We start from the raw sequence: 25,778 nt of genomic DNA on the forward strand, positions 1-25,778 counted from the left end.
CCGATGGGGCGAGGGCTCAGTTCGAGATCACCGACACCGTGCGCACGGTGCCTTGGGACGAGGTGATGGTGGCGGTCGGGTTCGCCGACGGAATCACCGTGGTGGTGTTGTTCACCGTCAACCGCCAGCGACCGGTCACCGGCACCGTGGCGGTGCCCAGGGTCGCCAACCCGGTCGGGGTGCTGACCCGGACGGTGATGGTGTTGCCGGTGGTCACCGATGACGTGCCCGCAAAGTCCCAGGTAAAACGGTTGTTGGAGCGCGCCGACACCGTTGCCGTGGTCACCGTGAAGGTTTCTGCCGGTGGCCGTGGCGAGACTTGCACGGTGACCGTCGCCGGTGCCGTCGACAGGGCGCCGAGGTTGTCTCGGGCGATGTAGGTGAAGGTCGTGGTGAACGCCGTCGCAATGGTGGCCGGTGGGGTGTAGGTGATCACCGTGCCATTGCTGCTGACGGTGCCGCGACCGGCCGGCGGTTGGGTGAAGCTGTTGACGGCCAGCGGCACGTTGCCTTCCGGATCGGTGTCGTTGAGCAGCACATTGATCGGCACCGCCACGCCCAGCGTTGCGATGCTGTCCGCGACTGCCACCGGTGGCCGGTTAGGCGCCACGGTAATGGTCACGGTCGCCGGGTTTGCCGAGACCAGGCCTTTGACGTCTTGAGCCTTGTAGGTGAAGGTCGTTGTCAGCGGTGCGTTAACCACCGCCGGTGGGGTGTAGATCACGGCGGCCGAGCCACTCAATGCGACGGTGCCTTGCCCGGCGGCCGGTTGGGTCAGCGCGGTGATGTTCAGCGGCGTGTTGCCGTCCGGATCGCTGTCGTTGGCCAGCAGGTTGAGAGTGAGCGGCACCCCGAAGCTGGTACTGCCGGAATCAGCAACCGCCAGCGGCGCCTGATTCTCACCACTGTCCGGCGCTGTGCCTACTACCACGACAGGTTCAGTGTCACTGCCACCGGCGGCGGATTTGAGGGTGACACTGGCCGGAGGCTGCGTCAGACCGGCAACGGTCAGCCGTTGCAAGATGCCGGTTTTGCTCAGCCGTCCGTAGCCCTGGGCGACCATGTCCGGCACTGCGACTTCGTCAGACGAAGTGGCCTCGATCAGCAGGCTTTTACTGCTGAAGTTGTAGCGAGCGGTCTGCACTTTCACCACATCGGTGACTTTGCTCGACACCGCCGTTGGCCGGCTGGTGCCACTCGGGTCGGTAGCGGTGATCACCACCACCGGAGGAACGGTGCTACCCGTCAGGCGATGGCCGAAGAACTGGCCGGTGTTGTCGCCAAGCAGGGTGACCAGGCATGGCGTCTTTGGCGGTCCGGGAACCAGGGCCACGGTTTCGCGGAAGCACAGGCTCGAGCTGTTGGCCGATTTGGCAAAAACTTCTACCCGGGTACTGCTCGTTCCCGTTCCTGTAGAGGTGCGGCGGTAAGTGGCACGGCCGATTTCCACCGGTGTTTGCGCACGGTTGTCGAGGACTTTACCGGACACGGTAAAGAGGTTGGTCTGGAGGGTCCCGGCCGGACCCTGGACACGCAGGAAGTTGTTGTTGAACGGGCTGCCGGTGACCGCTTCGGTGAGGTTCGGGTCGCCAACATAAGTCTCGATGGCGCCGGTGTCTGGATTCACTTCGGTGTACGGACCGTTGACGCTGCGCAGGAATGGCCCAACCTCCCCGTTGAGCGCACCCGAGAAGTTGCCCGGAGCGCCGATGCCGATGTCGCGGGTGATGTTGATCGCCCTCCGGCCCGGAGCGGTGACGTTGACCGTTTCCACACCGTACGGGTGGGTGATGGTGTAGGTCCCCGCGACAGGTATGTTCACCCGCAGACGAATCCGCGCGAAGCTTGCCTGATCGCCGTCGACCGGGTTTTCCGAAGTGAACGCCGCTTCGATCCCGGCCACGTAGGCATCCACGCCATAACCTCCGACATCGTTGATGCTGGTCTCGGCGAGAAACCAGAACGCTTCCGGTGGCCAGTTATCGGGGAACACCATCGGCTGGGTGTCGTCGAAGACGCCGGGTTCCGGATTCAGGATGCACATGTAGGAGGGCGCGCCAGGAGCACCGGGTGACCGCGAGCTGGTGGCGCGCGACTGGCATAGTTCCAGCGACAGCAAATGGCTGTCCTGATACCACATGGGGAATTTCCCCGTGGCAAAGGTGTAGGGGCCGGTATCGACGGCATTGAGTTGCGCGAACGCACTGCCGGACAGCGAGAGAGTCAGCCCGAGCGCGTTGAGCGCGAAACGTGGCCACTTATTCATGATGCCTCCTGATGCGGATCTGGGCATGAGAGCGTTCATTGCACGATGACCACTTCTTCGGTGTCGCTGCCGCCATTGGATGACGTCACCCGAACCTTGCCCGGTGGAATCGGCGAGATGCCGGTCGACAGGGTTTTCTCTGCGCCGTTACCGCTGAGGGCGCCGATGGCGACACCTGTGCCGGTGGTGACGGTGAGTACCGGCGGCGACGTTTCATCGCTGGTCGAAGCCACTACCGTGATTTGTCCGCTGCTCAGGCTGTACTCGGCCCGTGAAATCACCACCAGGTCGGTCAGCGGCATGGACAAGGAAGTGGGCGTGCTGCTGGGGATGGCCAGATGGTTGTCGGCCGTCACCAGCAAGTTGCTCGGCAACGTCGGGTTGGTGGCTGACTGGGCGTACCAGTGGCCGGTGGTGTCGGCCTCGGTCAGTTTCAGCACCGGGCTGTTGCTGTCCAGGGTTACAGTGGCCGGTGGTGGCGGGGCCATGACGAAAACATCTTGCTGGGCCACCGGGGCGCTGCTGCCGGCCTTGCGCGAGTAAGTGCTGCGTTCGGCAATAATCGGGGTGGGTCGGGCCAGCGTCGATAATTTGCCGGAAATGGCCATCACCGTTGTGCGCAAGTCCAGTCCGTTCGGTCCTTCAATGCGGATGTAGTTGGTATTGAAAGGGCTGCCGGTGAAGGCCTCTTCCAGGTTCGGATCACCCACGAATCGCTCGGCGGAACCGGTGACCGGGTTAGTCTCGGTGTAGGGGCCATTGACGCTGCGCAGGAACGGGCCGATGTCACTTTTGAGTGCGCCGTCGTAGGTTTTCGGCGAGCCGATGCCAATGTCCCGGGTCATGTTGATCGCACGACGCCCGGGGGTATCGACGTTGAAAACATCGACGCCGTAGGGGTGAGTGATGACATAGGTGCCCGCGGTGGGCACGTCGACCCGAATACGGATACGGCCAAAACTGACCTGGTCGCCTTCAACCGGATCTTCAGCGGCGAAGGCTGCTTCGACGGCGCTGACATAGGTCAGGTCGATGCCCCGTGCCGCGTCGACGATTGATCCGTCGCCGGTGAACCAGAACGATTCGTCGGGAAAGTTGGTCGGGAAAACGATGGGTTGGGTGTCGTCGAAAACGCCGGGAGTCGGATTCAAAAGACACATGTAAGACGGCGCACCGGGCGCACTGGGAACCCTGGAGCTGACCGCCTTGGACAGGCAAAGATCGAGGGTTCGGCCGTGGGTGTCCTGATACCAGGCAGCAAACGAACCGTTGCCGGGAACATAAGGCCCCGGGTCGACAGCGAACAGCGCTGCCTGGGCGACGCCTTGGGCCAGAGTGGACACGACCAGGGCGATCGCGGTTTTGGACAGTAAAGGGTGCATGAGTATTCCCTCTATCAGAGACCTGCCCCGTGGGGAGGGGTCAGTTGAGAGGGTGTTCGGCAACTTCCATACCAATCGCGGAAAACTGGCGCCAGAAGCCCGGTATCAAGGCTTGTCAGGCTCAAGCGGCGTTTGAATGGCCGGCCGGGCGTCAGGGCCACTGTCCCCAACATTGGGGGCAGATGGAAAGATGGGGGAAGTGCGGACCGGGGGTCAGGCAAACAATCATGAGTGGGCTATAACCAATGGGGGAACCGCCGAGAAGTAGACCCATGAATCTGCCTACGCAAACGCTCCAGTCCGAGGAGGGCAGCCGCCTGAGCTCGCGCAAGCAGCCGTTCAACCTGCTGCGCTGGTTTTCGCTGATCAGCATGGCGGTGATCGGCACGGTGGCGGTGGCGTTGGGCGCAGTGTCCACGCGATTCGTGATTACGGAGAGCGTGCAGCGCGATGCGTTGCTGACCTCGCAGTTCATCCAGGCGATCGCCTCGGCCGAGGAGCGTCATGTGTCTTTCCCGAATGTGCGGACCCTGGGCGAGCTGCTGGACCCGCGCAAGGACAGGGATCTCCCGGACGTCGACCCGATGGCCCGCGCCAATGCCCGAGACGAATTTCTCGACCATATCGAGCACCTGCCGGACGTGATCCTGGCCAACATCTATGCGCCCGATCGCATGGTGATCTGGTCGACCAACCCGGCATTGATGGGGACCACGATTCACTCCGACGAAGACCTGGAACAGGCGTTTGCCTCCAAAACGCCTGTGTCGACCAGCTACCACAGTGTCGACAAGACACGCATGGAACAGAAGTTCATATCGCCACCGGATTTCATCTTCATCGAAAACTACATTCCGCTGTTCGATGCCGATGGCAAGAACGTCACCGCGATGGTGGAGATCTACAAGGAACCGAAGGACCTGATCGACCGCATGGAGCGCGGCCTGGTGTTGATCTGGCTAGCCACCGCGCTGAGCGGCGGGCTGATTTATCTGGGGCTGTACTGGATCGTGCGCCGGGCGGCGATTCTGCTGGAGGCGCAACAAAAACAACTGATCACCAACGAGACTTTCGTGGTCCTGGGCGAGATGTCGTCGGCGGTGGCCCACAGTTTGCGCAACCCGTTGGCGACCATTCGCTCAAGCGCCGAGCTGGCGCTGGAGTTCGACAGCGGCCCGGCGCACAAAAACATCACCGACATCATCGGCCTGGTGGATCGCATGTCGACATGGGTCCGGGAATTGCTCCAGTCCTTGCGCCCACTGCATGACGAGCCCGAACCGGTGAATCTGGTGGCGGCGTTGCACGACAGCCTCATGGCCTTCGAACAGCAGATCGACAAGGCCGGAGTTCACGTGGTGTTCGTGCCGATGGAAACGCCGATGGTCCTGAGCCAGCAAATACAGGTGACGCAGATCCTCAACAGTTTGCTCGCCAATGCGCTGGAAGCCATGGACACGGGCGGCACGCTGATCATCTCCCTGGAACCCACTGATGCCCGAGGCGTCAGCATGGTGGTGAGCGACACTGGCAAAGGCATGAACGAGGAACAATGCAGCATGGCCTTCCGGCCTTTTTTCACCACCAAGCAAGGCGGGCTGGGTGTCGGGCTGGTGCTGGTCAAACGAATCATGGAGCGCTACGGCGGCGCCGTAAGCCTGGACAGTCGCGAGGGCGAGGGCACGTGTGTCCGCCTGTCGTTCCAGCAGATTCCCTGAAACGGGGATGAACTTTCCCCGGTAGCGGGTGTCATTCCCCAGTCGTTTTTTCGGGCGTGGCAAATTGATGTTGATAAGCCATTGTTTCGCTAGGTATTAGTGTATTTGTAAAACGTTGTTACTAACTGGCGAGCTCCTTGCAAAACACCCATCACCCCTTCACAACTTCGAGGCGGCTGGTGATGGACAGAAAAGCGCGGCACCCCTGCAAGTGGCTTGGTCTCCTGACGCCTCTGAGCGTCCTTCTCACAATGACGTTCGGCACAACGAGCCTGCGCGCCGGTCCGATCGACGACGAAGGACAGCCGCAACCGTCCGACCCTTCAGCCTACTACGACGAACCGGCGGACAAAGCTGGCGCCTTGAACGCCATTTTGACCATGCCGCCGGCTAACCTGGATTCCTTCGATTTGCCGGGTGGCGTCAAAGGCAACCGAAACACCCCGCGCCAGGAAAACATCCTGCCGCCAGCGCTGCAGACCAGTTTCAATTACCCCACCAACGGAAAACCCAGTCCGCTGTATGGTGCTTTGCCGTTCACTCAGCCACTGGCGCTGTTCGAAGAATTCGGTCTGGAAAAACTCGACCCCACGACTCCGGCGGCACTTTTGCCGTTTCCACCCGCCGCCATCGGACCGTTGCCGCAACAAGATCCCACCAGCGTCGCTCGCAGCGCCCCACCAAGTGCGGCGCTCGACGCGTTTTTGCGTCAACCAGGCTTGACTCCGTTCCCCAGCCATTATTCCAACGTGGTCGACCGCAACCCTTGGCAGAAGCAGATCGAATTTTTCCTCAACCGCCGTGTCGGCTCGTCGGCGGAAGGCCGTCCGCCAGGAAAAGGCTGGTCGCACCAGCGCTGGAACGAGTTTTACCCGCAGGTGTCTTACAAAACCGTGCAAACCGGCGCACGGTTGAATACCGGTATGCGTGACAGTCGTCAGATGCACCGCTATGCCGTGGGCGAGTTTGGCCCCAATGGCCTCTATTACAATGTGGCAGGCGTGCCGGCGACCGCAGGCACCTCCAAAGGATTTGAACCGCGTTTTCACCCGAAAATGCCGGTGCAGAACCACAAATCGGTATGGACCTTCGACGGCACCTTGCCGCCCAAATTGCTCATGGTGCGTTACGGGCAACCCGTGTTGATGCGCCATTACAACGGCTTGCCGATCGACCCGTCGGCAAACATGGGTTTTGGCCTGCACACCATCACCACCCACGAGCACAACGGTCACGCACCGGCGGAAAGCGACGGTTATGCCAATGCGTTTTTCTTCCCCGGGCAATTTTACGACTATCGCTGGCCGATCCAGTTGGCCGGCTACGACAGCATCAACACCAAGGCTGAGGACCCGCGTGCAGCCTTTCCGTGCTCACCGGGTGAAACTCTGTGGACCAACGACCTCAACCCCAGCCGCAAGACCTGCGACAACGGCATGATCAAGGTCCGCGGCGACTGGCGCGAAACCATGAGCACCCACTGGTTCCACGACCACATGCTCGATTTCACCGCGCAGAACGTCTACAAGGGCAACGCGGCGATGATGAACTACTACAGCGCCCTGGATCGCGGCAATGAATCGGTGAATGACGGCGTCAACCTGCGTCTCCCCAGCGGCAGCGCCTTGCCTTGGGGTAACCGCGACTACGACGTCAACCTGATGTTTTCCGACAAGGCGTGGGATAAGAACGGTCAACTGTGGTTCAACCCCTTCAACACTGACGGCTTCCTCGGTGACCAGGTGCTGGTCAACTGGCGGTGGAAACCGACCCTGGACGTGCGGGCCCGCAGCTATCGCTTCCGCATGCTCAATGGCTCAGTGTCGCGCTACTTCAAAATGGCGCTGGTGCGCGAGATCAAGGGCACCAGCGGCGAGTTCCCAGGGCCTGCCGGGTCGGGCGTGTCGTATTCCCGGGTGCCGTTCCACATGATCGCCAACGACGGCAATATCATGGAACACAGCGTGCCGTTCGACGGCAGCATGGACCTGGATGCCGACGGTGATAAACAGAACCACAACGCGATCCTGCCAACCCTGGGCATCGCCGAACGTCACGACATCATCGTCAACTTCGCGAAAAACGGGATCAAACCGGGCGACAAGCTGTTCTTCGTCAACCTGCTGGTGCACGAAGACGGCAAGGGTCCGGAAGAACCCGTCTCCCTGGCTGACGTGCTGTCCGAGAAATACAAGGCGATCATCAAGCAAACCAGCAAGGGGCCGAAATGGGAAGACGGTGATCCGGCGGTAGGCAAGGTGTTGCAACTCAACGTCAAGGCTTACACCGGTCAGGACCTGGCCATGGACCCGGCCGCTTATGAACCGGCCAAACCGGGCAAGGCTGCGGGCTTGATGATGATCCCGCTGAAGATTCACTACGACAATGCTGCCGACAAGGCGCTGCTGGCCAAAGCCCGCCACCGCACCTACACCTTCGGCCGTTCCGACGGCACCGATGAAGCGCCCTGGACGATCAAGACCGACGGCGGCTTCGGGTTTCGCATGGACCCGCGCCGGCTGAACACCTCGACCAAACTGGCCAGCGGGCCGACCGACGCCGGCGTCACGGGTTTCGGCACGCTGGAGGTGTGGCATATCCAGGGCAGCGGCACGGGCTGGAGTCACCCGGTGCACGTGCACTTCGAGGAAGGGATCATCCTCAGCCGTGGCGGCAAGCCACCACCGGAATGGGAAAAATGGGCACGCAAGGACGTGTATCGCATCGGTTCGGAAAAGGATGGTACGGACAATGTCGAAATTGCGATCAACTTCCGCGAATTCGCCGGCACCTACATGGAGCACTGCCACAACACGCAACATGAGGACAACTCCATGTTGCTGCGGTGGGACCTTGAGAAACCGGGGCAACTGCAGTTGATGCCGACTCCGTTGCCGAGCTGGGATGGCGTGCGCTACGTGAACTCCGCCGCGCTGCCAACCTTTCGCACCGGCGATGGCTTCGGCCCTAAAGCGGAGGTCAAACCATGATCCGCAGGGGAGCCGGCATGACATCACGTACGCCGCGCTCCCGCGCCCTGGGCATGTACCTGATTTTGCTGCTGGTCAGCTGTGTGCTGGCCGCTTGGGTACTGCTCGCTCATGAAGGTGATGAACCGTCGCCGACGGAATCGGCGACACCCTGGGGCGGTGATTACTTCCCCAACACCTTGCTGACCGACCAGGACGGTCGGCAGGTGCGTTTTTTCGATGACCTGATCAAGGGCAAAGTGGTGGTGATCAACTTCATCTTCACCACATGCAGCGACTCCTGTCCGCTGGAAACCGCGCGCCTGCGCCAGGTGCAACAGTTGCTGGGGGACCGGGTGGGCCGGGACATTTTTTTCTACTCGATCAGCATCGACCCGTTGAGCGATACACCCGAAGTGCTCAAGGCCTACGCACAGCGCTTCAAGGTCGGGCCGGGCTGGCAGTTTTTCACCGGCGAATTCGACGCTGTTACCGATCTGCGCAAGAAGCTCGGGCTGTTCATCGAAGGCGTCGACAACGGCCGCAGCAAGGACCACAACCTGAGCCTGATCGTGGGCAACCAGAGCACCGGTCGCTGGATGAAAGCCTCACCGTTCGAAAATCCATGGATCCTCGCCGATCAATTGGCCAATACCTTGCAGAACTGGAAGCAACCCAGCGTTGAAGAAAGTTATGTCGATGCGCCCGAGATCCGTCCACCGAGCAACGGCGAAGAGCTGTTTCGTACCCGTTGTGCGTCGTGTCACAGCCTCGGGCCGCAAGACGGGCAGGGCATCGGCATGCGCAGCATCGGTCCGGACCTGATCGGCGTGACCCGTCTACGGGATCCCGCCTGGCTCAATCGCTGGATCCGCGAACCGGATCGCATGCTTGCCGAAAAGGACCCGATTGCGCTGGAACTGTTTCAACGCTTCGACAAAGTGCCGATGCCAAACCTGCGTCTGGATGTGAACGCGGCGCAGTCCATCGTCGATTTTCTGGAGGAGGAAACCGAACGTCAGCAACTGTTGCAGGCCGCACAGGCGCCATAGCGGCTAATTACTTTAGTTGAGCCACCGGGCTCGAACAATGCCACCTACACTGATCCGAAACGCCACTGAAAAGGCTTCATGTCAGTACCCAGGATTCGCCCCATGCAGATACTCGAACAACAAAAAGTACCTGCGCCGCCGAATACGCCGGCAGCAGAAAGCACGGGATGGCGTGGACAGTTCAATCTGCTGCGCTGGTTCTCCTTTGGCAGCTTTTTCATTATTGCCGCCGTGGCGTTGGGGCTTGGCTACATTTCCACGCGTTTCGTGGTCGAGGAGAGCATCGCGCGCGATTCCATGCTGACCGCGCAATTCATTCAGGCCATCGGTGATGCCGAAATCCGCCACGCATCGATCACCCCGAACAGAACCATGGGCGAAATGCTCGACCCGCGTCAGGACAACGCCTACCCCGATGTCGATCCGGGTGCCCGTGCCGCCGCGCGCACCGAGTTTCTCGAACATGTGCAGCATCTGCCCGACATTCTGCTGGCCACGGTGTACGCGCAGGATCGCACCGTGGTCTGGTCGACCAACCCGGAGTTGATCGGCTTGCGAATTGAAGATGATCAGGAACTGGACGAATCTTTCGAGATGAAGGAATCCGTGTCCACCAGCTACCACGAGATTGATGAGGAACGTCCCGAGCAGAGGCTGTTGCGCGAGCCGGAGTATCTGTTCATCGAAAACTACATTCCGATGTTCAATGCCGACAAGAGCAAGGTCATCGCCATGGTCGAGGTCTACAAGGAGCCGGCAGATCTGGTTGCGCGCATCCAGCGCGGTTTCAAGTCGATATGGTTGGCGACCTTGATCGGTGGTGCCGTCATCTACCTCGGGCTGTTCTGGATTGTGCGGCGTGCGGCCAAGCTGCTCGAAAGCCAGCAGAAACAGCTGATCGCCAACGAAACGTTCGTTGCCCTGGGTGAAATGTCCTCGGCCGTGGCCCACAGCTTGCGCAATCCGTTGGCGAACATACGCTCCAGTGCCGAACTGGCTCAAGAGATCGCCAGCCAGAATGCGCAGAAAAACATCGGCGACATCATCAATCAGGTCGATCGCATGTCGCGCTGGGTTCGCGAGCTGCTGGTGTCGTTGCGACCGATGAATGACGAGTACGAAACGGTGGATCTGGTGCTGGCCATCGACGACACCCTCAGTGCCTTCGACGCGCTGATCGACCGTTCCAATGTCGAGATCCGTTTCACCCCCAACACCTTCCCGCCTGTCGTCAGCCAACAAGTGCTGCTGACGCAAATTCTCAATAGCCTGTTTGCCAACGCCCTGGAAGCCATGCCCAAGGGCGGCGTGCTGACTATCGACATCGAATCGACTCAGCCCGGCCACATGCGCATGACCCTGAGCGATACCGGCAAGGGCATGACCCAACAGCAGCAGCAAATGGTCTTCAAGCCGTTTTTCACCACCAAACAAGGCGGGTTGGGCGTGGGCCTGGCCCTGGTTAAACGAATAATGGAACGCTTCGAGGGCTCGGTCGAACTGACCAGTCAGGAGCAGCAAGGGACCCGCGTCAGTCTTAACTTTAAAGTGGCAACGGGAGGGGAATATGGAGCACAGCATTCTGCTGGTCGAGGATGACGAACTCCTCGCCGAGAACATTCAGACCTACCTTGAGCTCAAGGACTTTGAGGTGACGGTCTGCCACTCGGCTGAAGAGGCGCTGGAGCAAATGCGCACGTTCGCCCCGGACGTGGTGCTGACCGACAATTCGCTGCCGGGCATGAACGGTCACGATCTGATCCAGAAGCTGCGCATCAGCGCGCCGGACCTGAAAGTGATCATGATGACCGGCTACGGCAATGTCGAAGACGCCGTGGTGGCGATGAAAGAGGGAGCGTTCCATTACGTCACCAAGCCGGTGGCGCTGCCGGAGCTCAAGCTGTTGCTGGACAAGGCCCTGGCCACCGACCGGATGGAGCGCACGCTGTCGTTCTATCAGGAACGCGAAGCGCAGAAGTCGGGGGTGCAGGCCTTGATCGGCGAATCGGGGCCGATGCTCTATCTCAAAAGCACGATTGGTCAGTTGCTCGACGCCGAGCGCCGGATGGCCAACACCGATCTGCCGCCCGTGCTGGTGGAAGGCGAGACCGGCACCGGCAAGGAACTGGTGGCCCGCGCGTTGCACTTTGACGGTCCGCGCGCCAAGGGGCCGTTCATTGAGTTCAACTGCGCATCGATTCCTTCCAATCTGGTGGAGTCGGAATTGTTCGGTCATGAGAAGGGCGCGTTCACCGATGCCAAGGACCGTCGCGTGGGCTTGGTGGAAGCGGCCGATGGCGGCACGTTGTTTCTTGATGAAGTGGGTGAAATGGATTTGCTGCTGCAGGCCAAACTGCTGAAGCTGATCGAAGACCGGACCATTCGCCGGGTCGGTTCGGTGAAAGAGCGCAAGGTCAATTTGCGGGTGATCAGCGCCACCAACTGCAACCTCGAACAAATGGTCCAGCAGGGCAAGTTCCGCCGCGACCTGTTCTTCCGCCTGCGCATCATTTCGATCAAGGTGCCGCGCCTGTATGCCCGTGGCGAGGACATCCTGTTGTTGGCCCGGCACTTCCTGGCGATCCACGGCAAGCGTTATGGCAAACCGAGCCTGCATTTCAGCGATCAGGCCGAAGAATTACTGCTCAGTTACAGCTGGCCGGGCAACGTGCGCGAGTTGCGCAACATGCTCGAACAAACCGTGCTGCTGGCCCAGACCGACACCATCGCCGCCCACCAGTTGAACGTCTGCCTGAGTCTGGTGGATGAGCCCCAGGTGATGCTGCAAGCGCATCACCTCAGCGAGTCACGTCCGGTCTACAACGGGAACGAGTCGATGAACCTGCCGGAAGTGGAACGCGACATGGTGCGCAAGATGCTCGACAAGACCGACTGGAACGTCACCAAATCCGCACGTCTGTTGGGCCTGAGCCGTGACATGCTGCGCTACCGGATCGAAAAACTCGGCCTCGCGCGCCCGGACAAACGTCAGTGGTAAACGGGCGTCGCCTGACCCTGGCGACTGAGGCAGGCCAGCAGGCAAGTGGGGTCGACGACTTCTTCGTTCACGTAGATGCCGCGTTCCGGATCGTAGGAGCGGATGAACACCCGGACGGTGGCGTCCGCGATCGTCGGCAACCGTGAGTCGGAGAACTCGTGCTGGCTGGCGATAGGGATGAACTCCAGAGGCGGTGTCGGGATGTACGAGCGCGGCGGCACGGTATTCAGGGTCGGCGGAACGGGGTGGGCGAAGGGCTGGTTCTCCCCGTAATAGTTGAACTCGCTGCTGTACTCGGACGTGGGTGTCAGGCTGTCTTGCGCGTGAACGCCGGCGGCGGTCAGGCAGAGGGCGAACAACAGCGGCAGATCGATGTGTTTCATGGCAGCACCTGCGAAATCGGTTTTCCCGCATTTCCCCAAGGTCATTAACTATAGCTGCCGGACGTGGGCGATGCCTGGCTTACAACATTCCAACAAACACCCGATAATCTTTCTCCGCATTCCAATCGCGAGGAGCTCTATGACCGCTATGAGAAGCAAGCGGCGCAGTTGTCGTTGTGTTTTACGTGGGTGGGAGTGAAGCGAGCAGCCTGGTGAGAAGACTCTCTCAGAGAGCCTAATGCTGTTCACTTAAATGCGGGCACCCACATTTGTGGCGAGGGGATTTATCCCCGTTCGGCTGCGAAGCAGTCGTAATCCGGACAACTCAATCTTTTCAATCTTTTTGGCCGGACGCTAGGGGCCGCTTCGCGACCCAACGGGGATAAATCCCCTCGCCACAGATTTCTTGCCCGCCTGAAGATTCTCTTAAGTGAACAGCATTACCCTCAGAGAACCGAGTGATTTACCGGGTGACCAGGTTGCGCGTAGAGATCAATTCCAAGGGCATGAATGACCTTTAAAACTGTATCAAAACGTGGTTTAGCGCCGGGTGCGAAGGCTTTGTACAGGCTTTCGCGACCCATGCCCGAATCCTTGGCAACCTGTGTCATACCACGGGCTTTTACGACGTAGCCGATAGCACGAAGAAACTCCTCGTTGTCGCCGTCTGCCAGCACTTGGGAAAGGTACTCGCTGATGGCTTCGTCACTATCCAGCAGCGCGGCCATATCGAATGTAGTCAAAGTTTGGCTCATGGTTAAACCTCGTTACCCATTTTCATCTGACTGCATACGAAAGAGCAGTCGGGCCGTTCCTTTGTCACGTATGTCTTTTCCTTGAAGTGTGTGGGACAGATCATGTCATCGTTGATTGCTAGGCGTCAGCGCAGTGCCGCAACAATGTCCACGAACAAAACCCACACAAGGCCGCTATCCTTTTCCCCACGCCCCCTCAATCAGGTTCACCCATGCTTCAGGTCCAAGGCGTCTTCAAAAGCTACGCCACGCCGCAAGGTTCGCTGCCGGTGTTGCAAGGTGTCGACCTGACGCTGAAACCCGGCAGCAGTCTGGCGTTGATGGGTGAGTCGGGCAGTGGCAAAAGCACCTTGCTGCACCTGATCGCGGGGTTGGATAAGGTCGATCGCGGCAGCATCCGCAGTGGCGAGCATCAGCTTGAACGGATGAGTGAAGGGCAACTGGCGAACTGGCGGCGGACTGAAATCGGTCTGGTGTTCCAGCAGTTCAACCTGATCGGCAGTTTGCGCGTGGAGGACAATCTGGCGTTTCAGGCGCGACTGGCCGGGCGCCACGATCCGCGCTGGCAGGCGCATCTGGTCAAGCGACTGGGGTTGGGTGATTTGCTGCGGCGTTATCCGGAACAGCTGTCCGGCGGTCAACAGCAACGGGTCGCGCTGGGGCGGGCGTTGGCGTCGAAACCCAAACTGCTGCTGGCCGACGAACCCACCGGCAGCCTCGATGAAGCCACCAGCGATGACGTGCTGAAGTTGTTGCTGGAGCTGCTCGACGACAGTCCTACGACATTGTTGATGGTCACCCACAGCCCAAGGGTGGCGGCGCGACTGGCGGAGAAAGTGGTGTTGCACCATGGTCGTCTGGCTGGCGCGGACGAGCGCTGAGGTGCGGGTTCTTCGTGAAACATTGCGGGCGCTGCTCAGCCATTGGCGGCAGCACCCGGTGCAGTTTTTCAGTGTGCTGACCGGGCTCTGGCTCGCCACCAGCCTGCTGACCGGCGTGCAGGCGCTGAACAGCCAGGCGCGGGAAAGTTACGCGCGGGCCAGTCAGTTGATCGGCGGCGAACCCCAGGCCAGCCTCAGCGCGCCCGGTGGCGGGACGTTTTCCCAAGTCTTGTTTGTCGAGCTGCGCCGTGCGGGTTGGCCGGTGTCGCCGGTGCTGCAGGGGCGAATAACGCTCAAGGGCCATGAAGACCAGCGCTTGCAGCTGATGGGCATCGAGCCGGTGTCGTTGCCGTCCGGTTCTGCGGTGGCCGGGCGGACGCTGGCGATCGAGCAGGTCGTCGAGTTTTTCAGCCCGCCGGGCAGCACCTGGATTTCCCCACAGACCTTGCAGGCGTTGGGGTTACGCGAAGGCGAGCGTCCTTCCAGCTTGAACGGTGTGGCGTTGCCGCCACTGCAGGTGCAAACCGACATGGCCCCTGGTGTGTTGCTGGTGGACATTGGTTTCGCTCAGCAGATTCTGGGACTGCCGGATCAACTGTCGCGGCTGCTGTTGCCCAAGGATTTCACCGCGACCTTGCCGGATCGGTTCAAGGGACAACTGCAACTCAAGACCAGCGGCGAAGAAAACAATCTCGCGCGCCTGACCGAAAGCTTTCACCTGAACCTCGATGCCTTGGGGTTTCTCTCCTTTGTCGTTGGCCTGTTCATCGTTCACGCCGCGATCGGGTTGGCACTGGAACAGCGTCGTGGCTTGCTCAGAACCCTGCGTGCCTGTGGTGTCAGCGCACGTATGCTGATGGCCGGTCTCGCGATTGAAATGGGTGCGCTGGCGCTGATCGGTGGTCTGTTCGGCGTCGCCAGCGGCTACCTGCTGGCCAGTGTGCTGCTGCCAGACGTCGCCGCCAGTCTGCGCGGGTTGTACGGCGCCGAAGTGGCGGGGCAGTTGAGCCTCAGCCCAGGGTGGTGGCTCAGCGGTGTTGGCCTGAGTCTGCTGGGTGCATTGCTGGCCGGTGCCAACAGCCTGTTGCGGGCGGCGCGTTTGCCGTTGCTGGCCCTGGCCGATCCGCAGGCCTGGCATCAGGCCCACGCGCGTTGGTTGCGGCGACAGGGTTGGGTTGCGGCGATGGCCGGCCTGATCGCGTTGCTGGCGTTGATCTTTGGCGACAGTCTCGCCAGTGGCTTCGTGCTGATGGCCGCGCTGCTGATTGGCGCGGCGCTGGCGCTACCGGTGGTGCTCGATTCGCTGCTGAACCTGGTGCTGCATCGCAGCCGTTCGGTGCTCGGCCAATGGTTTCTCGCCGATTGCCGTCAGCAATTGCCGGCCCTGAGCCTGGCGTTGATGGCGCTGTTGTTGGCACTGGCGGCGAACATTGGCGCCGGCAGCATGACCGCCGGTTTTCGCCAGACCTTCAGCGACTGGCTCGAACAACGGCTGACCGCCGAGCTGTACGTGAACCCGCAAAATCCGGCCCAGGCCAGAGAACTGCAGAGCTGGCTCAAACAGCAACCCTCACTCACCGCCGTGCTGCCCAACTGGCAGGTGTCGATCCAGTTGCAGGGCTGGCCGGCGGACGTTTTTGGTGTAATCGACCACCCGACGTATCGTCAACACTGGCCGTTGCTGGAAGCCTTGGGCGACAACCCGTGGGACCGACTGGCCAAGGACGACGCGCTGATGCTCAGCGAACAACTGGCCCGGCGACTGAAGGTGCGTCTCGGCGACCACCTCACATTGCCCACGCCGACCGGTCCGTGGTCGCCGCGAATCGTCGGGATCTACGCCGACTACGGCAATCCCAAGGGCCACATTCTGGTCAACGTCGACCACCTGCTGCGCGGCTGGCCGCAACTGACGCCGAACCGCTTCAACCTGCGCATCGAGCCTCCGTTGATCCCGGCGTTCCTGAAAACGCTGCAAACACGCTTCGCCCTCGACGACAGCCGCATCGTCGATCAGGCCCGGCTCAAAGGCTGGTCCACCCAGGTGTTCGAACGCACCTTCGCCGCCACCGCCGCGCTGAACAGCCTGACCCTTGGCGTCGCGGGCGTGGCGTTGTTCATCAGCCTGCTGACCCAGAGCCAGAGCCGCCTCGGGCAACTCGCGCCGCTGTGGGCGTTGGGCGTGACGCGCCGGCAATTGATGCTGCTCAACCTCGGACAAACCTGGTTGCTGGCGGTGCTGACGCTGGTGCTCGCGTTGCCGCTGGGCATCGCACTGGCGTGGTGCCTGGACACGGTGATCAATGTTCAGGCGTTCGGCTGGCGCCTGCCGTTGCGGTTGTTCCCGATGCAGCTGGCGCAGTTGATGGGGCTGGCATTGCTGGCGACCTTGCTGGCGTCGGCGTGGCCGCTGTACTCGCTGTATCGCTCGCAACCGGCGGATCTGTTGAGGACGTTTGCTCATGAGGATTAAGCTCGGCGTGCTGTTGCTGGCGCTTCTTTTGAGCGGCTGCGATGACTCGGCGCCGGTTGAAAAAGGCTTCGCCGGTCTCGGCGGTGAGGCCGCTGCATTTACGCCGGTGCTGCCTGGTCGGGTGTTCAGCTTTCCGGCAGATCACGGACCTCACGACGGTTTTCGCATCGAGTGGTGGTACGTCACCGCCAACCTCAAGGACGAGCAGGGTCGCGAGTTCGGTGTGCAATGGACACTGTTTCGCAGTGCGTTGAAAGCGGCACCCGAGGTGGCGGGGTGGGGGAACCAGACGATCTGGCTGGGCCATGCGGCCGTGACCTCGGCGACGGTGCATCACGCGGCTGAACGCTATGCCCGTGGCGGCGTCGGGCAGGCCGGGGTGAGCGTGCAGCCCTTCAGTGCATGGATCGACGATTGGCGGTTCAGCAGTCAGGGCGCCGATGCGCTGGCGGATCTTCAACTCAGCGCCCGTGACAAGCTATTCAGCTACCAATTGCGGCTCACGTCCACGCGTCCGCCGGTGCTGCAAGGCGACAAGGGCTTCAGCCAGAAATCCGAACAGGGCCAGGCCTCGTACTACTACAGTCAGCCGTTTTTTCAGGCCAGCGGTACGGTGGATATCGACGGCAAGACTTATCAGGTCAGCGGCCCGGCGTGGCTCGATCGCGAGTGGAGCAGCCAGCCGCTGACCGCCAACCAGAGCGGTTGGGACTGGTTTTCCCTGCACCTGGACAGCGGCGAGCAGGTCATGCTGTACCGTATGCGGCAGAAGAACGGCGAACTGTATCTCACCGGCACCTGGATCGACGCCCAGGGCCAGACACAGTTATTGCACGCCACCGATATCCGCCTCACACCGCAAGACACCGCGAAAGTCGCCGGGCGTTTGATGCCCGTGCGCTGGTCGATCAACATCCCCGCCAAACACCTCGACATCACCATCAACGCGCTCAACCCCAATGCCTGGATGGATTTGCGCATTCCGTACTGGGAAGGCCCCGTGCGCCTGAGCGGCAGTCACGCGGGGCAGGGCTATCTGGAAATGACCGGGTATTAAGATCAAAGGATCGCAGGCTTCGCGTAGGAGCTGGCGAAGCCTGCGATCTTCTGATCCTGCTCTTGACCTTATGTGTCCAATCCACAGGAACTACGACCGTCGCCCGACTCTCTACCGTACGAACGCCCCACCGGAGCCCGCCATGAGCGACGACCTCAAACCACCCGGCCTTGCCTCGTGGCAGCGCCTGTTCGAAGACAAGGCCTACTGGCAGCAATCCCCCGACGCCCATTACGCCGAGCTGCTGCGAATGGCCGACGATTTGCTGGGGCAGGGCGCCATCGACCTGGACCAGTGGCAGGCCCTGAAGGCCAAGGCCGATCAATCCCACAAAGACTCGCCTGGTGTGAACGTCGCCCACGAGGTCGACGACCCCGACGCCTGAGGAAAACCATCATGAACCGCCAATCGCCTGACACCTCGGAACACCCCGACGAACCGCGTCCACCCGGAGAAGTCGAGCGCGACAACGACGCCCTGCGCCCCACCGATCCGACCCGCCGCAAGGACAGCGGCAAAGGCACCGACAGTGGCGAATCCACCGCGCAAGAAACGGCGGAGAATCGCTAAGCAATGTCTATGCTCAGTGGCACGGACGGCGCTGAGGCTGAAGGACTTGAAAGTAGGGTAAAGCGTTGTTGTGACTTATACCGATGTATTGAAGGTAACCAGTCAACACGAAAGTTGAGTATTAACTCTATGTGACGATAGTTTTTGTATAACTTTTGTACAGGAATAACTGGCTTTATGATCGAACTGGTGAGTTTGGTTGGTGTATGTAAGTCATATTTAGGCTGACATCTAATCATTACTCGGTAAATTTCATGTTATATGCGCGGACATATACAAAGAGTTCTACTAGAATACCTCCCGTTCGCCCAGTGGCAGGGCTCTTTGCCAGTGCATGGATTGCCGAGGCCATTACACTGGGCGAACACCTTGTCCAGGTGCGATACGCACTGCAGTCATCCGTAATGGACTGTCATTGGGTGACGCGCACGAGGGTGGTTATCGGCCTTCGCGCTCCTGTGGGAGCGGATGCACGCCCGAAAGCCATATCAGACACTGGGTTGCCTTTTCTGCGTCATCCATCCTCGACGATTCTTTCTTAGCTAGCTCAGTAAAAATCCCTGTCACATCCTGGCGATAAAACATTAGCCAACCCTCTCGTCCTTCGTTGACTATTAGGTAGATGTGTCCATTACCTTTGACGGTCAGTGGCCAACAGCCGAAGTACGCTCGCTGATCCGAAAACGCGGTGACGGTGAAACCAGCACGCTGTACAGCGTTTTTCAGATCGGGATATGGCAAATGACACACTCCTTCTCTACAGATGTTCTATGTCTTTAGGACCGCCATCATTGATGAGCTTTGCCATGCGTTGATTGTAAAGGTCAATGTCCTGCGCGTCGGTGGCCTTGCTCAGCTCTTTACGCGATCATTGTAAAATTTCCGATTTAAAGCCCCTTGTCTCTTAGGTACTTAAATACCTCGGCAGGGCACCACTCTCTACCATCGGAAAAATAAACTTCAAGCTCCCTGAGTTGGTTAAATATTTCAGCTTTTTTTTCATCGTTTGGTGTGATGATTTTGTACTCATTTAGATCAATGGCATTTGTAAAACCAATGCCAATAAGTTTTTCTATTATTTTTGCATCAAGAATTTTTACTCTAACAAAATCGCTGTCGGATTTTGTAACATGGGCTTGGACTGTATTCATTTAGCTAGTATTTCTGTCATGGTAGATACACCAGGTGCATCGGTAGTGGAGAACTAAATGGGTCGGAGTTATTTAATTAGTTTGCGTCCATAGAAAATAGATCTGTCAATTTTCAAGCTCGAAACTTACTTATTGGTATGTTGGCTTTGTCGAGCGCTTTGATGAAATCATTTAGTGTGGAGAAGCTTGATTTTTTAAAAAGTCCAATATCCAGAGTGCGTTTAGTTCGATAAATAAAGGTGTCCAATCAGGGGTGGAAGCTTCAGCCTCCGGTAACTCGAATCCCGATAGCCCATGACCCTTCCCTGCTGAAAACAACAAGCATTTATGCTCGTAGGAATACGCAATAAATTTTGGCCACTCCGGGTCGTGAGGGCTGTCTGACGGAATGTCTTTCTTTGCTAAAATAAAGTAGTCTTTCATTGTTTTTCCGGCAGGACCTCAACTTTGTCGAAATGTATAACTCTGCTGTTTGTGTGAATCTGCTGTGCACCACATTCTCCATACTCTGGATATGCGTCAGCAAATGGCTCCAGCTTGGTTTTATCTTCGTCACCTTTCCAGAACCCTTTGCGTTTCGTCCCTTTACCTCACCGTTTCAATTCGATGGTTCCTGCAAGGCGATTTTGGCTAATGGGCTAATTCCCTAGTCAGTTGGTGTCATTCAGGTTTTAATGAAGAAGAGGGCAGTTTTTTTTGTGAGTGCATAAATCTATTCGTGATTTAAAACTCTATAGTTTCAGGTTGACCGATTAGTTTTGTTATCTTGTCGATGAAATCGTGTTCATCAACGAAGTTTGTATTATCAATCAGGTCTATGAACCATAGCAGGTCTAAGGCTATAAATAGTTCAAGCCACTCCGGTCTTTTAGCTTTTGTTTCAGGCATGTCGCTTGCGGCGAATCCATGGCCTTTACCTTCGGCCAGGTAAAAGTAATTGTCTTTATATGAGTAGCCTATTATTTTTGGCCATTCAGAGCTATGCGGCAGAGTTGGCTCCATATCTTTTTTGGCGATTACATAAAAAGTTCTCATTACTTCTCCGGAAGTATATCGACTTGGTCGAAGTTTACCTTCTGACCGTCTAAATGGAGCTGCTGAGCTCCTCCGTCGCCATATTTTTCATAAGCTTCGGCCAATGGTTCTAACTTACTTTTGTCAGTGTCACCTTTCCAATATGGAACTCTGGCTTTGGGTTTTCCATCAACATAAAGCTGTAACGTATCAAATTCGGCTCTTATCCTGGCATCACTCCAAGAACCAGGCCCGTTTTCATCCGGTCCGTGCTCCGGGCCCTTGACTTGAAATGCGTCGCGCGCGCCTTTACCTGTTTCGTGCTTTTCGAATCCGAAATACGTTACGCCTTGTGTTTTCGTTTCGATTGCATCCTGCCCCCACTTATTGATGCTTCCATCATCGTTTTTGTACCTGATGTATCGATATCCTGTAGAAGGCATCGTGGAGTCCGGCCCTGAAGGACCTACATAGAAGTCTGGTTTAGACTGCGCAACATCAGGTGCTTTTGTAAGATCTACCACACTAGCTTTGGATACAGGATCTTCCATCGGATTTGGAGGTTTGCATCCATCTCCTCCTGGACACGTATCCAACCCCAACGGATCCACCCACCCCGTAGGGTTAGGTACGTACTGGTAGTTGTTCAACCCACCCGCAAGCTTGATCGGATCCGGTGTCAGAAACCGTCCAGTGCCCGGATTGTAGTAGCGATGCCGGTTGTAATGTAAGCCCGTTTCCGCATCGAAGTACTGCCCCTGAAAGCGCAGCGGGTTGTCGATTTCGGCAATGTCGAGTTTGGCGAGGTTGCCGTAGGCGCGGTATTTCGCCGACCACATGATCTCGCCACTGTAGTCGGTGAGTTCCTGCGGCGTGCCGAGGTGGTCGAGTTGGTAGTAGAACGGCGTAGCGTTCAGCGGGCCTTCGCCATCGAGCATCGCCAGCGGGCGGAAGGTGCCCGGTTCGTAGATGTAGCTGCGATATCGGTTGTCGGCGCTTTCGGCGATGAGACGTTCGCCTTGCCACAGGAATTCGGTGGTGTGGCCATCGAAGGTTTTGGCGATGCGTCGGCCGAAGGCGTCGTACTTGTAGCTTGCGATGCTGCCTCCGGGGAGGCTGACGCCGATCAGGCGATGTTGGCAGTCGTAACGATACTCGGTGACGAGTTTCTGCCCGGCGCCGCGACGTTCGCGAATCAGGTTGCCGTGGGCGTCGTAGTCGTAGTGGCGGTCCCCCTGCATCAGCAGGCGATTGCCTTTGACGTTGGCCAGGTTCGCAGTCGTCTGGTCGCCTTTCGCACTCTTCACAAAACGGTGCATTGCGTTTCAGCGTATTGATCTGCGCCGGGGTCAGGACCGCGCCGGCCTTGTTGGCATCCGCCTGTTTCAGCACGCCGGGCATCAGTGGCGCTGCGCCAGTGCCGCTGCCGGGGCTGCCACCGGAGTTCATGTTGATGACCGGGCCGCTGAGGGTGACGCCGCTGGCGTCGATCTTGATGAAGCTGCCGCCGCCCTTGAGGGTCAGTTCGCTCCCTGCCTCCAGCACCACTTTCATGCCGCTGCTCAGGTGGATTTCCTGCCCCGCATCGATGAATTGCCCGGTGCCGATCTTGATGTGCTGGTTAACCCCCACGGTCAGGTGGTCGTTGGCGCGGGCTTCGACCTTGCGGTCTTCATAAACGGTGTGGTGTTCTTCGGCCTTGAATTCGCTGTAGCTGTTCTTCTCCACGGTGTCGTGGCGTTCGTTGCCGACGCGGATTTTCTGGTCGTGCTCGACGTTTTCGTCCCAGTCGCGCTGGGCGTGGAGGAAGATCTGTTCCTGGCCTTTCTTGTCTTCGATGCGCAGTTCGTTGAAGCCTGCGCCGCCCGGTGAGCTGAGGGTTTTGAAAGTGGTGCGGGTCTTGTTCGCCGGGAGGGCGTACGGGACGACGTTTTCCTTGTGGTACAGGCAGCCGCTGATCAGCGGCTGGTCGGGGTCGCCTTCGAGGAAGCTGACGAGCACTTCCATGCCGATTCGCGGGATGGCGATGCCGCCGTAGTGCGCCCCGGCCCAGGCGGAGGAGACGCGCAGCCAGCAGCTGGTCTTGTCGTCGGCCTGACCTTCGCGGTCCCAGTGGAATTGCACTTTGACGCGGCCGTACTGGTCGCAGTGAATTTCTTCACCTTTGGGGCCGGTGACCACAGCGCTCTGGCTGCCGAGGATGCGCGGTTTTTTCTGTGTCAGCGGCGGACGATTCGGCACGTCCCACGGCGTGGCCTGGAAGCGGTTGCGATAACCCTGATGGAAATCGTCTTTCAGATTAGTGGTGCTGCTGGTGACCGACTCTTCCAGCACTTGCGGCTGTTTGCCTTCGTGCAGGACTTCGGTCAGCAGCCACAGGTCGTTCCATTTGGCTTTTGGGTGTTGGGTCAGGGCCAGGAAGTGGCCGCTGACCAGCAACGGCTGATCGCTTTTGCCTTCGGCCAGTTGAAAGTCGCTGCGGTGACGTTCGAGGGCGCGTTTGGCCAGGTGCTTGCCGCGTTCGCGGTCCATGAAGCGACCGGGGTAGTCGTAGTCTTCGAGGTCGGGCAGGGCGTCGCCGCGGTTTTCACTTTCGAGGGTGATGCGCGGTTTTTCGAAGTCGTAGTCGCGGCGGGTAATGCGGCTGGTGCGGGTTTCCAGGCGCAGGTCGAAGCGCTTGATCACCGGGTTGTTGGCGACCATGCCGGAGTCTTGCTGATAGGGCACGGGCGCGAGTTTCGGGAACACCGTCTGGTCATCACCGAACACCAGTTTGTGGGCGGTGGCGCTGTGCTCGAAGTGGTAGTGGATACCTTCTTCCTCGCACAGGCGCTGGATGAATTGCAGGTCCGATTCGTCGTACTGAACGCAGTAGATGCGCTCGGGATAAATCGCCCCGACCTTGAATTCGTAGGCATTGCTCTGGATGCCGTGTTCTTCGAGGACCAGTCCGATGATTTTAGGCACCGTGAGGTTCTGGAAGATGCGTTGGTTGATGCGATGCGCGAGGTAGGACAGTTGCGGGCGCAGGGTCACCGCGTAGCGGGTCAGGCGTTTGCCGGAATCACCCTGGGCGGCACGGTAGATCTGGCCATGAATGCCGCTGCCGTCAGGCGAGAGCTGCAAAAAGGCCGGTTTGTGCAGCAGGCTTTCGAGGTCCAGGGACGGCTTTTCGCTGACCAGTTCCACCTCGAACACAAAAGGTTGGCTGATGGCTTCCCGACCTTGCAGGGACAAGACCTGGAAGTCGTTGGAAAGACCTTCGATGGTCAGGGCAAAGTGAGTCTGATTGGCCGGCGCGAACATCCCTTGTTCCTCGTGCAGTGCTGCGGCGTTCGCCGGCACCCGGGCAGGGCGCTTGCGGACGCGAAAATTCTGGAAGGGCGTAAACAACATCGACCAGCAGAGCTGGCCGATGCTTTAGACGGTCGACCTGGATCAGGCCACCGGCAGACGCCAGTCATCGGAACCCGAAGTACCGGATACTTCGTGGGTCCAGGTGATTTTGCGGTAGGTGAATTGCACTTCTTCCAGGTGCGTGAAGTGCGAGTTCGACGGATCCTGGCAGTTGTGCATTTTGTTGTTGATGGCGACGATGATCGCGTCTTCCAGTTTGGTGGTGTAGTAGTGCTCTTGGGTACCTTGAGCCGAGGTGCGATACCACTGGATAACGATTTCGCTCATGCGCTCGCCGGAAGTCAGAGCTGCCTGCAACAGTGGCGAAGACTTGTCGTAGACCTTGGTGATCACGACTGGCTTGTGCACGCGCTGACCGGTTGGTTGGCCGGACTGCGGGTCACGCGGGATGATCACGTCGTGGCTGAAAGCCTGAACCATGACCTGGTCTTCGTGACCTTCCTGGTAGGTGTTGCCAACCGAGTCGGCGGTGAAGGCGCCGGCGGTGATCAGACCTTGTTTTTCGCCAGTGACGGACATGTACGCTGGTGTTGCCATGGATGCTCTCCTTGCTGAATAAGTGAGGGTGCCCGGGAGGCGATATCGCCCGGTGGGTGCATGACTGTTATCAAGGTCTGTGCCAGAAACGCTTAAAGCCATAAAAATCATGGCTTTGCAGTGAATTTTTGGTCGCTGGAAAGATGGCCGGCAACGTTCACCCCGGAATGTGCGCAAGAACTTGCGCAGCACTGCGCAACTTTTTGCGCACTGGGCTGGAAGGCCTGAAAAGTCGGGTGCTCAGCGCTGAAACAGCGTGTTTGGCCGGATCGATTGCGCAACTTCTTGCGCATCAAGGCAGTTGGCCATCCCGAAGAGCCCAATCGTGAAAGGTGCAACGAACTGCGCAGCCTGATGGTCAAACTCAGCGCCGAGGGTGACCGAACATTTCCCGAATTCAAGGAGTGCGACATGAAAATCCTGATGGTTCTGACGTCCCACGATCAATTGGGCGATACAGGTAAGAAAACCGGCTTCTGGCTGGAAGAATTCGCCGCACCGTATTTCGCTTTCAAAGACGCCGGCGCTCAGCTGACGCTGGTTTCACCCAAGGGCGGACAACCCCCATTGGACCCGAAGAGCGACGAACCGGACGCGCAAACTGCGGCCACTGATCGCTTCCGCAAAGACTCCGCGGCCCAGTCGGCATTGGCGTCGACCGCGCTGCTGAGCAGTGTGAGGTCCGAAGATTACGATGCGGTTTTCTACCCGGGCGGCCATGGCCCGCTGTGGGACCTGGCCGAAGACAAGAATTCGATCGCGTTGATCGAAGCGCTGCACGAGGCAGGCAAACCGGTTGCGGCGGTCTGTCACGCGCCGGGTGTGTTGCGTCACGTCAAGGGGGCCGACGGTCAGCCGCTGGTCAAGGGCAAGCGGGTGACGGGGTTCACCAACTCCGAGGAAGAGGCGGTGCAACTGACGGACGTTGTGCCGTTTCTGGTCGAGGACATGCTGAAGGAGAAGGGCGGGATTTATTCCAAGGGTGATGACTGGGCGAGTTATGTGGTGACGGATGGTGTGCTGCTGACCGGTCAGAATCCGGCGTCGTCCGAGGCCACGGCTGAAGCGCTGTTGGCGAAGTTGAAATAAATAAAAACCTGTAGGAGCCGGGCTTGCTGTAATGCCAGTCAGTCAAGGAAATTGTAGGAGCGAGCT

The 25,778-nt window shown here is 59.0% G+C and carries 20 protein-coding genes and 3 pseudogenes; 12 read left to right on the forward strand and 11 right to left on the reverse strand.

Annotation, left to right across the window (positions count from 1 at the left end; genetic code table 11):
* Positions 1-16: 16 nt before the first annotated feature.
* Both ACA073_RS10560 and ACA073_RS10565 read right to left on the reverse strand, forming a co-directional pair.
* Positions 17-2,266, reverse strand: coding sequence for an Ig-like domain-containing protein (locus tag ACA073_RS10560; protein WP_497403236.1), 2,250 nt, complete (start codon positions 2,264-2,266; stop codon positions 17-19).
* 35 nt (positions 2,267-2,301) lie between these two features.
* Positions 2,302-3,648 (reverse strand): hypothetical protein, encoded by a 1,347-nt coding sequence (locus tag ACA073_RS10565; protein ID WP_497403238.1) that lies wholly within the window; start codon positions 3,646-3,648, stop codon positions 2,302-2,304.
* Between the two features lie 272 nt (positions 3,649-3,920).
* Between ACA073_RS10565 and ACA073_RS10570 the strand changes: the two genes are divergently transcribed.
* From ACA073_RS10570 to ACA073_RS10590, 5 genes are all read left to right on the forward strand, one after another.
* Positions 3,921-5,366, forward strand: a complete 1,446-nt coding sequence (locus ACA073_RS10570; protein WP_497403240.1) for a sensor histidine kinase — start codon at positions 3,921-3,923, stop codon at positions 5,364-5,366.
* 182 nt (positions 5,367-5,548) lie between these two features.
* Positions 5,549-8,356 (forward strand): multicopper oxidase domain-containing protein, encoded by a 2,808-nt coding sequence (locus ACA073_RS10575; protein WP_497403241.1) that lies wholly within the window; start codon positions 5,549-5,551, stop codon positions 8,354-8,356.
* A gap of 17 nt (positions 8,357-8,373) precedes the next feature.
* Positions 8,374-9,387, forward strand: a complete 1,014-nt coding sequence (locus ACA073_RS10580; RefSeq protein ID WP_497403242.1) for an SCO family protein — start codon at positions 8,374-8,376, stop codon at positions 9,385-9,387.
* 102 nt (positions 9,388-9,489) lie between these two features.
* A complete protein-coding gene (locus ACA073_RS10585; protein ID WP_497403244.1) occupies positions 9,490-10,986 on the forward strand; it encodes a sensor histidine kinase in 1,497 nt (498 codons plus the stop codon).
* Positions 10,955-12,385, forward strand: a complete 1,431-nt coding sequence (locus tag ACA073_RS10590; RefSeq protein WP_497403245.1) for a sigma-54-dependent transcriptional regulator — start codon at positions 10,955-10,957, stop codon at positions 12,383-12,385. Before ACA073_RS10585 ends, ACA073_RS10590 begins: the two co-directional genes overlap by 32 nt.
* Here the strand turns inward: ACA073_RS10590 and ACA073_RS10595 are convergent.
* Positions 12,376-12,768, reverse strand: coding sequence for a hypothetical protein (locus ACA073_RS10595; protein ID WP_497403247.1), 393 nt, complete (start codon positions 12,766-12,768; stop codon positions 12,376-12,378). The genes ACA073_RS10590 and ACA073_RS10595 overlap by 10 nt on opposite strands.
* 114 nt (positions 12,769-12,882) lie before the next feature.
* Here ACA073_RS10595 and ACA073_RS10600 point away from each other — a divergent pair.
* Positions 12,883-12,984 (forward strand): annotated as a pseudogene (locus ACA073_RS10600) (SAM-dependent methyltransferase); the annotation flags it as partial.
* A 230-nt stretch (positions 12,985-13,214) separates the two neighbouring features.
* On the opposite strand, the gene ACA073_RS10605 reads toward ACA073_RS10600, so the two are convergent.
* On the reverse strand, positions 13,215-13,523 hold the full coding sequence (locus tag ACA073_RS10605) for an addiction module antidote protein (protein WP_497403249.1): 309 nt from the start codon (positions 13,521-13,523) through the stop codon (positions 13,215-13,217).
* 212 nt (positions 13,524-13,735) lie between these two features.
* Here ACA073_RS10605 and ACA073_RS10610 point away from each other — a divergent pair, with 212 nt between their 5' ends.
* The 5 genes from ACA073_RS10610 (at position 13,736) to ACA073_RS10630 (ending at position 18,504) form a co-directional block, all read left to right on the forward strand.
* The gene (locus tag ACA073_RS10610) at positions 13,736-14,404 is read left to right on the forward strand and encodes an ABC transporter ATP-binding protein (protein WP_497403251.1); all 669 of its coding nucleotides are present in this window, start codon (positions 13,736-13,738) and stop codon (positions 14,402-14,404) included.
* 1 nt (position 14,405) lies between these two features.
* Positions 14,406-16,877, forward strand: a complete 2,472-nt coding sequence (locus ACA073_RS10615; protein WP_497404044.1) for an ABC transporter permease — start codon at positions 14,406-14,408, stop codon at positions 16,875-16,877.
* Positions 16,867-17,934: a lipocalin-like domain-containing protein gene (locus ACA073_RS10620; protein WP_497403253.1), complete on the forward strand. Its 1,068-nt coding sequence runs from the start codon at positions 16,867-16,869 to the stop codon at positions 17,932-17,934. The genes ACA073_RS10615 and ACA073_RS10620 overlap by 11 nt, the downstream gene beginning before the upstream one ends.
* Before the next feature lie 142 nt (positions 17,935-18,076).
* Positions 18,077-18,319 carry a hypothetical protein gene (locus tag ACA073_RS10625; RefSeq protein WP_497403254.1) on the forward strand — a complete coding sequence of 81 codons (243 nt, stop codon included), beginning with the start codon at positions 18,077-18,079 and terminating at the stop codon, positions 18,317-18,319.
* An 11-nt stretch (positions 18,320-18,330) separates the two neighbouring features.
* Positions 18,331-18,504, forward strand: a complete 174-nt coding sequence (locus ACA073_RS10630; protein ID WP_497403256.1) for a hypothetical protein — start codon at positions 18,331-18,333, stop codon at positions 18,502-18,504.
* Positions 18,505-19,391: 887 nt separating this feature from the next.
* On the opposite strand, the gene ACA073_RS10635 is transcribed toward ACA073_RS10630, so the two are convergent.
* The 7 genes and pseudogenes from ACA073_RS10635 to ACA073_RS10665 all read right to left on the reverse strand — a co-directional run bounded on the left by ACA073_RS10635 (position 19,392) and on the right by ACA073_RS10665 (position 24,623).
* Complete coding sequence (locus ACA073_RS10635) at positions 19,392-19,655, reverse strand: hypothetical protein (RefSeq protein WP_497403258.1); 264 nt, start codon at positions 19,653-19,655, stop codon at positions 19,392-19,394.
* 171 nt (positions 19,656-19,826) lie between these two features.
* Positions 19,827-20,078, reverse strand: a complete 252-nt coding sequence (locus ACA073_RS10640) for a hypothetical protein (protein ID WP_497403259.1) — start codon at positions 20,076-20,078, stop codon at positions 19,827-19,829.
* A gap of 300 nt (positions 20,079-20,378) precedes the next feature.
* Positions 20,379-20,690 carry a hypothetical protein gene (locus ACA073_RS10645; RefSeq protein WP_497403261.1) on the reverse strand — a complete coding sequence of 104 codons (312 nt, stop codon included), beginning with the start codon at positions 20,688-20,690 and terminating at the stop codon, positions 20,379-20,381.
* Positions 20,690-21,220, reverse strand: coding sequence for a hypothetical protein (locus ACA073_RS10650; RefSeq protein ID WP_497403263.1), 531 nt, complete (start codon positions 21,218-21,220; stop codon positions 20,690-20,692). The genes ACA073_RS10645 and ACA073_RS10650 overlap by 1 nt, the downstream gene beginning before the upstream one ends.
* Before the next feature lie 20 nt (positions 21,221-21,240).
* Positions 21,241-21,964 (reverse strand): annotated as a pseudogene (locus ACA073_RS10655) (RHS repeat domain-containing protein); the annotation flags it as partial.
* Positions 21,951-23,975 (reverse strand): annotated as a pseudogene (locus ACA073_RS10660) (type VI secretion system Vgr family protein); the annotation flags it as partial. The pseudogenes ACA073_RS10655 and ACA073_RS10660, both read right to left, overlap by 14 nt.
* Positions 23,976-24,107: 132 nt before the next feature.
* A complete protein-coding gene (locus ACA073_RS10665; protein WP_007948242.1) occupies positions 24,108-24,623 on the reverse strand; it encodes an Hcp family type VI secretion system effector in 516 nt (171 codons plus the stop codon).
* Between the two features lie 411 nt (positions 24,624-25,034).
* Between ACA073_RS10665 and ACA073_RS10670 the strand changes: the two genes are divergently transcribed.
* Positions 25,035-25,712: a type 1 glutamine amidotransferase domain-containing protein gene (locus ACA073_RS10670; protein WP_497403265.1), complete on the forward strand. Its 678-nt coding sequence runs from the start codon at positions 25,035-25,037 to the stop codon at positions 25,710-25,712.
* The last annotated feature ends 66 nt before the right edge of the window (positions 25,713-25,778 follow it).

Source organism: Pseudomonas sp. LBUM1670, from assembly GCF_059695695.1.